The 10,221-nt window shown below is 75.2% G+C and carries 8 protein-coding genes and 1 pseudogene; 4 read left to right on the top strand and 5 right to left on the bottom strand.

Going from position 1 to position 10,221, the window contains the following annotated elements; translation table 11 throughout:
* The 4 genes from EAO76_RS14350 to EAO76_RS14335 all read right to left on the bottom strand — a co-directional run.
* A partial coding sequence (locus EAO76_RS14350) for an adenylate/guanylate cyclase domain-containing protein (RefSeq protein WP_148836336.1) occupies nt 1–1,180 on the bottom strand: 1,180 nt, incomplete at its 3' end.
* 148 nt (nt 1,181–1,328) lie between these two features.
* On the bottom strand, nt 1,329–1,529 hold the full coding sequence (locus tag EAO76_RS14345) for an aroma-sacti cluster domain-containing protein (RefSeq protein ID WP_148836333.1): 201 nt from the start codon (nt 1,527–1,529) through the stop codon (nt 1,329–1,331).
* The gene (locus EAO76_RS14340; RefSeq protein WP_262375466.1) at nt 1,526–2,227 is read right to left on the bottom strand and encodes an iron-containing redox enzyme family protein; all 702 of its coding nucleotides are present in this window, start codon (nt 2,225–2,227) and stop codon (nt 1,526–1,528) included. Before EAO76_RS14340 ends, EAO76_RS14345 begins: the two co-directional genes overlap by 4 nt.
* Before the next feature lie 314 nt (nt 2,228–2,541).
* The gene (locus tag EAO76_RS14335) at nt 2,542–3,681 is read right to left on the bottom strand and encodes a radical SAM protein (protein WP_148836331.1); all 1,140 of its coding nucleotides are present in this window, start codon (nt 3,679–3,681) and stop codon (nt 2,542–2,544) included.
* Nucleotides 3,682–4,028: 347 nt separating this feature from the next.
* Between EAO76_RS14335 and EAO76_RS44525 the strand changes: the two genes are divergently transcribed.
* From EAO76_RS44525 to EAO76_RS14320, 4 genes are all read left to right on the top strand, one after another.
* Nucleotides 4,029–4,184 (top strand): hypothetical protein, encoded by a 156-nt coding sequence (locus EAO76_RS44525; RefSeq protein WP_187438615.1) that lies wholly within the window; start codon nt 4,029–4,031, stop codon nt 4,182–4,184.
* 233 nt (nt 4,185–4,417) lie between these two features.
* Nucleotides 4,418–5,902, top strand: coding sequence for an MFS transporter (locus EAO76_RS14330; RefSeq protein ID WP_148836330.1), 1,485 nt, complete (start codon nt 4,418–4,420; stop codon nt 5,900–5,902).
* A gap of 23 nt (nt 5,903–5,925) precedes the next feature.
* Nucleotides 5,926–8,532 (top strand): class III lanthionine synthetase LanKC, encoded by a 2,607-nt coding sequence (gene lanKC / locus EAO76_RS14325; RefSeq protein WP_148836329.1) that lies wholly within the window; start codon nt 5,926–5,928, stop codon nt 8,530–8,532.
* Between the two features lie 193 nt (nt 8,533–8,725).
* Nucleotides 8,726–9,499: a glycosyltransferase family 2 protein gene (locus tag EAO76_RS14320; protein WP_148836328.1), complete on the top strand. Its 774-nt coding sequence runs from the start codon at nt 8,726–8,728 to the stop codon at nt 9,497–9,499.
* A gap of 198 nt (nt 9,500–9,697) precedes the next feature.
* Here EAO76_RS14320 and EAO76_RS14315 read toward each other — a convergent pair.
* Nucleotides 9,698–10,221, bottom strand: a pseudogene (locus EAO76_RS14315) (AfsR family transcriptional regulator); the annotation flags it as partial.

Raw genomic sequence — 10,221 nt, 5'->3', positions numbered from 1 at the left:
GCCGGTTCACCGTCCGCACCAGCAGCGGTTCGGCCCAGTGCCAGTCGTCGATGACCAGCAGCACCGGCCGCCGCCCCGCCGTCCGCGACAGTACGGTGACCAGCGCGGCGCACATGTCCTCGAACGGGGCGTTGGGCGTGCCGTCGTGCAGCAGACCGCCGCGCAGCAGCGCCCACGCGTCCGCCACCGCGGCCCCGGACCGCCCCGACGCCCCGTCCAGCGCCTCCCGGGCTACGGGCGAGCCGAGCACCTCCCGTACCGCGTCGGCCAGCGGTGCCAGCGTGCCGTGGTCCCCGTAGCTGCGGCAGCGGCCGGTGCCGACGACCGGCCGCCCGGGGCCGTCGAGGCCGGTCAGCCACTCGCGCGCCAGACGGGTCTTGCCGATTCCGGCGTCGCCGACGAGGCGGACCAGCCCCGGACCCGCCCCGCGCGCCGTGTGCTCCAGGGCCTCGTCCAGTGCCGCCCGCTCCGCGGCCCGGCCGATGAACGGCACGTCGAAACGGCGCAGCAGCTCCGGGTCGTCGGCGCCGAGCGCGATCAGCCGGTACGCGTGCACGCTGTCGGTCTTGCCCTTGAGCCGCAGCGGGCCCGTCTCCCGCACGACCACCGTCGGACCGGCGGCCTCCAGGGTCTGCGGGCCGATCAGGATCTCGCCGGCCGCCGCGTTCTGCTCCAGCCGGGCCGCCACGTTCACCGTCTCGCCCGAGATCAGCGCCTGCCGGGTGCTGGCATCGGAACTCGCCACCACCTGACCGGTGTTGACGCCGATCCGGATGTCGAGCCGGATGCCCAGGGTGGCTTCGAGCTCGGTGTTCAGCACCGCCAGCGCCTCCCGCATGCCGAGCGCCGCGGCGAGCGCCCGCCGCGCGTCGTCCTCACGCATCACCGGCACCCCGAACACCGCCATCACGGCGTCGCCGATGAACTTCTCCGGGGTGCCGCCGTGCGCCTCGATCTGCTCGCTCATCACCGCGAAGTAGCGCAGCGTCACGGTGCGCAGGGTCTCCGGGTCCAGCAGTCCGGACAGCGCCGTGGAACCCACCAGGTCGCAGAAGACCGCGGTGACCAGCTTGCGTTCGTCCTCCGGCGCCGCGGCGACGGGCGACGGGCACGGGGTGCCGCAGGACGGGCAGAACCGAGCGGCGGCGGGCAGTTCGTGCCGGCACGATGTGCAGTTCATCAGCGCTTCCTCTCTGCTTGGCCCGGCCGGAGCGGCGGGCCGGGTCACGGGAACCGGCCCGCCGCGCGACGGGTCCCGGCGGAGCGGGACCCGGGCGGCTCCGGGGCGGTCGGCGATCGTCGGCCGGCCCGGAGTCCGTCGGGCGGCCTCAGAACAGGGCGCCGCCCGCGATCTCGCCGTGCGCCTGCACCTCGGGCCCCACGGCGTCGAGCCGGCTCTTGATGTCGAGCAGCACGGTGAGTTCCTCCGGTGCGAGGTCGTTCAGCACCTGCCGCTGTTCGTCGGTGAGCAGATCGACGGCGAACCCGGCGCCGTATAGCACGGCGAGCCGGTCCGGTGGTTCGGTCATGTCTGGCCTTCCATCGAGACGGACCGCCCGGCTCCCCGCACCGGCGGCGCCGGTCCGGTGCGCCCGAGCCGGACGAACAACTGGGTGAGCGCGTCCGTGGTGTGCAGGGCGCTGACGGCCACGGCCGCCTCCTGGCCCCGCGACAGCGGCAACCGGTCGAGCAGTGCGTACAGTTCGTCGGCATGGCCGTCGTCGAGCCGCGCGTGCTCGTGCACGGTGCGGAAGGCCGGGGCGGGCAGCCCGGTCAGCCGGGCCAGCCGGGGCGCGAGCCCCGCCGCCGGGGCGTGCCCCTCCAGCACGGCGATGTAACCGAGCAGCGCCACCGGGTGGTGGTGCTCGATCCAGTAGTACTGGGCCCCCACCAGGGAGGCGACGAGCGGCGGCGGGACCGGGTCCAGCGCGGCCCGGGGGCCGCTGCCCGCCGCCGTCAGGTCCTCCAGCAGCCAGGCGTCGTGCTCCGCCTCCTCCCGGATGTGCCCGTCCAGGTAGGCGGCCAGCGGCGCGCCCAGCGGATCGCCGCGCCGGGCCAGCAACCCGGCCCGTTCGGCGGCCCGCTCCATCAGCGGTACGGAGGCCCGGATGACCGTGTGCATCGCGCACAGGTACGCCCGGTAGCGGGACAGCAGCCCCTCGGGCCGCCACAGTCCGGCCGCCGAGGCGCGCAACGCCGGTTCGGCGAAGGCGAGTTTGACCCGCAGCCGTTCGGAGGCCGAAAGCCCGCGCCCGCCGCCGCGCGCCCCCTGTACGCGGGCGGCGACGGGCGGGGCGTCCCGGACGGGGCGAGGGGCCCGCCCGGGAGTCGAGGGGGGCTGTCCGGGAGCCGAGAGGGACCGTCCGGGAGCCGATGCCGGGCCCGATGCCGCGGTGGGGTCCGCGACGGATGCCGCCACAGGCTCTGCGGTGGGGTCCGCCACGGGGTCCGCGGCGGGTCCTGTCACAGGCTCCGCGGCGGGTTCCGCGACGGGGGGCCCGACCGGTCGCGCGGCGTGTCCCGGCGGTTGTGCCACGGGGCTCATGTCCCGGTGCCTTCCGCCGCCGGGTGCGGGGACCGGCTGCCGTCCAGGGCCGGGTGCGGGGACCGGTCGCCGCCGCCCGGGGCCGCCACCAGGTCGGCGTACGCGGCGCAGCCGTGGCGGCGCACCAGCGTCACCGGCCCCTGGTCGTGCTGCCGGCGGGCGGCGGTCAGGTCGAGCAGCGCGCCCGCGGCGCCCGAGGCCAGCGCGTCGGCCGCGGCGACCACCTCCGGCAGTTCGCCCAGCCGCCGGCAGTCCCCGCAGTAGGAACCCGCCGGGGTGCCGGGCGACCAGCGCTGCCGCAGATGGGCCGGGCCGACCGTGCGCACGAGCCGCAGCAGCGGCGATCCGAGCGCCCGCGCCCGTACGGCGGACCAGTCGTCCCGGGCGATGTGGCCCAGCAGCAGATGGGGCGGTACGGGGCGGCGGTCCACGGTGTCCTGGTTGCAGCAGGCCAGCACCGTGCCGTCGAAGGCGACCACCGGCCAGGCGGCCATCGCGCACGGCAGCGCGCCCCCGCCGTCCGGCACGGTGCGGGCCGGGCGGGCCCAGGACGCCGCCCGGCCGAACGGCCGCACCTCGTTGACCAGGGACGGCACCGTTCCGTCGAAGGTCCGGTCGATGTCCGCGGTGACGTCCGCGAGGTACGGGTCGTCCTGCCCGGTCCCGGTGAGGTGGAAGCTGACCGCCACCCCCAGCTCGCGGATCTCGCGCACCGCGCGGAACACCGCGGCCCGGGGCACCTCCCGCTCGTGCGGCAGGTCGAGGCTGGCGGAGAAGTGGTCGAGCGTGCGCACCACTCGTCGCATCGGGGCCGAAAGGCCGTGGGACCGGGCGAAGAACATGCCGCTGAGCAGCGCGGTCCGGGTGCCGGCGGCCCGTGCGGAGCGGGTGAGCGAGGCCACCAGGTCCGGCCGGAGCAGCGGTTCGCCCCCGGTCAGCATCAGCACGTCGGGCCGGTCGGCGGCGGTGAACGAGGAGACGAAGCGCTCCAGCGCGTCCGCCTCCGGTTCCTCCCGCACCTGCGGCCCGGAGCCGGTCGAGCAGTGGGAGCAGCGCAGCGGACAGCGGCGGGTGAGGGTGACCAGCACTCCACCGGCCGGGACCGGCCGCAGTCCGACGAGTTCGGCGAGTTCCACCGGCCGTCTCCTTCGGGCGTAGGGGTGCGGCGCGCGGCCGCCGTGCGCGGGTACAGCGTCCGGCCGGGCGGTTCGGCACCGGTCCGGAACCGGTTCGGAACCGGTATGGCCGCAGGCCGGGCCGGGTCCGGCGGCCCGCCACCGGACCCGTGCAGCACCCGTACGGCCCCGTCCGACCCCCGGTGAACTGCCGCGATACCGCCGCCATACCGGCGTCGAGCCGTTTGCCAGGCCGGGGCTCCTAACTTTCTGGTCAGCGGCAGGCACCCACCGGCCGCAACCGGAAGGACCGGGGCCCGCCCCGGAACGACCGGACCGCAGAGTCATACGAGTGGATGGAGACCACCATGGCCGAGAACACCAAGCCCGCCGCCGACGACAACGAGACCCCCGAGGTCGAGGCGCACTCCGTCCTGGACCTCCAGGAGACCGCCGTCAACGTCGACCGCGAGATCGACGGCAGCTGCGTCAGCACCGTGAGCCTCGTCCTGTCGGAGCAGTAAGGGCTGTTGACCGGGCCGCGGCGCCACCCGGGGGAATGAACCTTCCTCCGTGGCGCCCGGCCGGCCGAAACGGGGCGGCTCCCTCACACGGAGACCGCCCCGCCTCGATTTTCCGGGCCGGCCCCGCGTTCACCGGGCCTCGCCCCCCGCCGGGCCGTCACCCTTGCCGGGCCGTCGCCCTCGCAGGGCCACCGGCCGAGCCCTGTCCCCGCACCGCCGACCGGGAGCCGACGATGGCCGCCTCGCTACGAAACAACCGGGACTTCCGACTGCTGTGGATGAGCGGCCTGTTCGCCGTCCTCGGCACCCAGATGACCGCACTGGCCCTGCCGCTCCTCGTGCTCCGCGAGACCGGATCGGCCGTGCAGGCCGGTGCGATCAGCACGGTGTCCGTCACCGCGGTCCTGATCACCATGCTCCCCGGTGGGGTGATGGCCGACCGGGTGGAGCGCCGCAGGCTGATGCGCCTGTGCGACCTGGGCAGTTTCTGCGTCGTCGGCGCCCTCGTCGTGGCCGTGTGGCTGGGGAGCGTACCGCTGCCCCTGGTGCTGCTGGTCGCGGGCGCGGGCGCCATCATCGGCAGCCTCTACGGGCCCGCCGCGTTCGGGCTGATGCGCACCGTCGTGCCCCCCGAGGACATGGGGACCGCGACCGCCCGACTCCAGGCCCGCACCGCGACCGCACGGCTGGTGGGACCGATGGTCGGGGGCGCCCTGTTCGGGCTGCACCCGGTCCTGCCGTTCCTCGCCGAGGCCGTCGGGCTCCTGCTGTCCACGATCTGCGTGGCCCTGGTGCGCACCCGGTCCAGGTCCGAGAACAGGGCCGGATCGGCTTTCAGCAAGGCCGAGTTGACCGCCGGGCTGTCGTTCCTGTGGCGGCTGCCCTATCTGCGGACCGTGCTCCTCGTCTTCGGACTCGGCATGAACTTCGCCTTCGGCGCCCTGACGTTCACCGCGCTGACGGTCTTCTCCGGCGGCGGGAGGTCCGGGCTCGGCGGCGGCACCGTCGTCACCTTCATCTCGGTCGGGGCCCTCACCGGCGCGCTCCTCGCGCCCCGGCTGCGCCCCGAACGCCACACCTGGATGCTGATCGCCGCCACCTGCTGGTTCTGCGTGGCGAGCGCCCTCGCCATGGCCTGGATCCGGGTCCCGCTGTTCGCCGGGCTGCTCTGCGCCGCCTGCATGTGCCTGTCCACCGTGGCCAGCATCGGCTTCCTCTCCACGCTGCTGGCGGTCACCCCCGGGGACCGGGTGGGCAGGGTGCAGAGCGCCGCCGGTTTCCTCTCCTCACTGGTCCAGCCGTTCGGGCCGCTGGCCGGGGGCGCGCTCCTCACCGCCTTCGGCAGCCGGACGACGTTCGGCGCGATCGCCGGGGTCCTCGCGGTGTCCGCCGCCGTCGTCACGTTCGCCCCGTCCGCCCGGCCGGGCCCGGAGGTCGTCGCGGCGGCGGAGGCATCCAAGTCGGCCAAGTCGGCCAAGTCGGCCAAGTCGGCCGAAGCCGCCGGGGCCACCGAGACGGCCGAGGCCACCGGGACCGCCGAGTCCTCCGGCCCCTCCGGCCCGGTCGCGGAAGAGACCCGTACGGAAGAGACCCGTACGGAAGAGACCCGTACGGAAGAGGTCCTCGCGCACGGCGTCCCCGACGACCGCACCGGAACGTCCGAGGCCCGCCCCCGAACCCCCGACGACCGCACCGGGACCGGCAGCCCCCGCCCCTGACCACGAACCACCGGAGGTATGCCGTGCCCGGCATCCAGGAGACCCAGCTGTACTGCCTCGCCGACCGCCGCTACTACGAGACCCCGGCCCGGCTGCCCGACGAGGACACCCGCTACCCCCTCGACCGCGCCGAACCGCCCGCCGGCTGGCGGCGCGGCACCGGCGGCCTGTGGACCGCGCTGCACCCCGCGTCCGCCGAACTGCCCGAGCAGGGCTGGAAGATCCACGTCTCCACCGTCCCGGAGGAGGCCGAGCGGACCCTCGCCGACACCGCCCGCATCTGCCTGGAGCAGGGGGTGGCGTTCAAGTTCCTGCGCAGCGCCCGTGCCCTGCGGCTGATGTCGGCGAAGTACATGAACCGCTCCGGCGCGGGGAAGTTCATCACCCTCTACCCCCGGGACGAGTCCGAGCTCCTGAAGCTGCTCGACGCCCTGTGCGGGGCCCTGGACGGGCGCAGCGGACCGTACATCCTCAGCGACCTGCGGATCGGGAACGCTCCCGTGCACGTCCGCTACGGCGCGTTCGTCGAACTCTGGTGCCGGGACGACGAGGGGGAACGGGTCCGCGCGATGCGCCACCCGTCCGGCGAACTCGTCCCCGACACCCGGGGCGTGGTCTTCCGGATACCGGAGTGGGTCACCGTCCCCGAGCCGCTGCGCCCCCACCTCGCCGCCCGCGCCGCCGCCCGCGACGACGACTTCCCCTACGTGGTCACCAAGGCGCTCCAGTTCTCCAACGCGGGCGGCATCTACCTCGCCGAGCACCGCACCACCAAGCAGCAGGTGGTGCTGCGCGAGGCCCGGCCGCACTGCGGGCTCGACCCGGCCGGCCACGACGCCGTCACCCGGCTGCACCGCGAGCACCGGGCCCTGACCCGGCTCGCCGGACTGGACTGCGTGCCCGAGGTGTACGGCGTCCGCACGGTCTGGGAACACCACTTCCTGATCGAGGAGTACATCGAGGGCACCACCCTGTTCGACGAGATCGTCGAGCGTTTCCCGCTGGTGCGCGGCGAACGCACCCCCGCCGAGCTCGACGCCTACTCCCGGTGGGCGCAGTCCGTCACGGACGGGCTCGGCCGGGCCCTCGACCGCATCCACGCCCGCGGACTGCGGTTCGCGGACGTGCACCCCGCCAACGTCATCATCCGCCCCGACGGCCGGGTGGTCCTGATCGACTTCGAGTACGCCACCGAGCTCGACGACCCGGACACCCCGCTGGCGGGCGCCCCCGGGCTCCAGGCACCGCCCGACTTCAACCGGAACGGGACCGAGGCGGACGCCTACGCGCTCCGGGCGATCTGGCTGCACATCCTGATGCCGCTGATGGAGGTCGCCGAGCACGACCGGGGCAAGGCCCTCAGCCTGGAGCGCTGGGCCCGCGACCGGTACCGGCTGGGCCCCGACGCCGGGCCGCCGCGACCGGCCGTGCTCGCCCACGGCCTGCCGGACGACAGCGGCGAACCGACCGTGGACGCGCTGCTGCGCGGCCCGGCCCCCGACTGGCCCGGCATCCGCGAACGGCTCGTCGCCGGCATCCGCGCCGGGGCCACCCCGGACCGCACCGACCGGCTCTACCCCGGCGACCTGACGGGCTTCGCCACCGGCGGCGCCTGCGCCGCGCACGGTGCCGCCGGGGTGCTGTACGCCCTGGACCGGGTCGGCGCCCCCGTCCCCGAGGAGCACGTCGACTGGCTGGCGCGCACGGCGTCGCGCCGCGCTCCGGGAGCCCCCGGCGGACTGTTCGACGGGCTGCCCGGCATCGCACTGGTGCTGTCCCGGCTCGGCCGCCGCGAGGAAGGGCGCGAACTGCTCGACCGGGCGCTGCGGGCCCCCGCCTCCGCCTCGGTCGACCTGCTCACCGGCAGGGCGGGAACGGCACTGGCGGCCCTGCGGCTCGCCTCCGCCCCCACCTCGGCCCCCGACGGAAACGGCGACGGCGACGGTGCCGGAACGCTCGATCAGGAACTGCTCGACCGGGCCCTGCGGACCGCCTGGGAACTCGACTCACTGGTCCGCGGCGAGGACGTCGGCGACCTGACCGCCCCGCACTCCGCCGGACTGCTGAGCGGCCTCTGCGGAGCCGCGCTCCTCCAGCTCGAACTGTACGGGCGCACCGGTGAGGACTGGCTGCTGGACGCCGCGGGCGCGGCACTCACCAGGGAGGCCGGGCACTGCGTGGCCATGCCGGGCGGCAGCGTGCAGGTGAAGGACGGCAAGCGCCATCTGCTCTACCTGGACCAGGGCAGCAGCGGCGTGGCCCTGGTCGCGCAGCGCTACCTGGCCCACCGGGAGGACCCGGCGCTCGCCGCGCTGCTGCCGGGCATCGCGCAGGGGTGCGTCCTGGAGTTCGTCCGCGAACCGGGGCTCTTCCGGGGCCGCGCCGGACTGGTGGCCACCGCCCACCGGCTCGCGGGCGGCGAACCGGGCCCCGAGGTGCTGGACTCGGTGCGCAACCTCTCCTGGCACCTGGTCGCCGAACAGGACCGGCTGCTGGTCCCGGGCGCACGGCTGCGCCGGTTCTCCGCCGACCTCGCGACCGGCGCGGCGGGGGTGCTGCTGGCCCTGCACACGCTGTTCGCCGCACCGGACGAGCGCCCCGACCTGCTGGACGTGCTGACGCTGGGGTGACGAGGGAGCACCGCCCGGCCCGGTCCGATCCGGGCCGGGCGGTGCGGGCATCGTGCGGGCCGTCACCGCCCCGCACGGCGATCCGCCGGACACGGTGCGGGACCGGGCGGGAGCCGACGGTATGCGGGTCGGCTCCCGCCCGGTCGCAGTGCTTCAATGGGTCGACGTTCCTGGTCGAGCAAGGAGAAGCACTGTGCCCCTGGTGTCCGTGGTGATGCCCGTGTACAACTCGGAGGCCACTCTCGGTGCGGCGGTCCGGTCGGTGCTCACGCAGACCCACAGCGACCTGGAGCTGCTGATCACCGACGACAAGTCGTCCGACGGCTCCATGGACCTGCTCATGGAGTTCGCCCGGCAGGACGAGCGCGTCCTGCCGCGAGCGGCACCCGAACAGGGCGGTGCCGGCCGGGCCCGCAACCTCGCCATCGAGCGGGCCCGGGGGGACTACGTCGCTTTTCTCGACAGCGACGACATGTGGCTCCCGGAGAAGACCGAGCGGCAGCTCGCATTCGCCGCGGCGGGCGATGCGCCCCTGACGTTCACCTCGTACTTCAAGATGGACGCCGACCACGAGGGCGAGAGCACCGATTTCGTCCCGAACGGGCGCGTGATCCGGGCGCGGGAACACGTGGACTACCGCGCGATGCTGGTCCGGGACTACATCGGCGCGCTGACCGCCATGTACGACCGCAACGTCCTCGGTACCCGGCTGATGCCGGAGATGCGGAAGCGGCAGGACTACGCCCTGTGGCTGTCGATCATGCGCGACGGCGCCGACGCCCGGGGCCTGGCCGAGCCGCTCGCGGTGTACCGGGCCCACCAGGCGGGGTCGCTGTCCTCCAACAAGCTGTCGCTCGTCCAGTACAACTGGGAGCTGTACCGCGAGCACGAGGGGCTGTCGGTGCCCCGGGCGACGCGGGCGCTGGCCGGCGCCGCGTGGCAGTCGCTGCGCAACTCGCGGATCTGAGGATCTGAGGACCCGAGGGCCGTCGCGGCACCGGTGCTCCGGCCGCACGGGCCCGCCGTGCGGGGCGGCCCGCGGCTCCGGACGCCCGGACGGTCCGCCCCGTGCCGCCCGGCCCGGTCCCGTTCACGTACGGGCCCGCCCCGGGCGTCGACCGCGCGGGGGCGGGCGGCACGCCGGGCACGGGCCGCGGGCGCCGGGTCAGCCCACCGGTATCGCGGTGCGGGGCACCGGTTCCGAAGGGGCGCCGGACCCCGGAACCGGCTCCGGGACGGCGGTGAGCTCGCGGGCGTACAGGCCCATCAGGCGCGGCAGTTCGTACAGCACGGAGTGCGCGGTCACCTCGCCGCTGGGGGAGGTCACCGCCCCGGCGTCGATCAGCGACTCCACCGCCCGCAGCGCCTGCCGTTCGCCGCAGCCGAGCGCCGTCATGGCCTCCGGCAGGGTGAACGGCCCCTCGTGGACGGCGGAGGCCAGCCGGGTCAGCGCCAGCCCGCTCCCGGGCGACAGGTCCCGCCAGCCGGAGGCCAGCCGGGCCCGCACCGAGATGTCACCGGCCACCAGCTCGTCCAGCGCCCCGGCCGGGTCGGCCAGCCGCTCCGCGTACTCGGCCAGCGGCAGGTGCCGCAGCACCGCCAGCCGCATCCCGCTCACCCGCACCGCCAGCGGAAGCAGCCCGCAGGCGTCGGCTATCCGCAGGGCGGCGGCCCGGTCCAGGCCCACCC

Source organism: Streptomyces sp. sk2.1, from assembly GCF_008120935.1.
Lineage (GTDB): Bacteria > Actinomycetota > Actinomycetes > Streptomycetales > Streptomycetaceae > Streptomyces.
The sequence above is the reverse complement of the archived record's forward strand: the minus strand, read 5'-3'. Positions and strand labels throughout refer to the sequence as shown.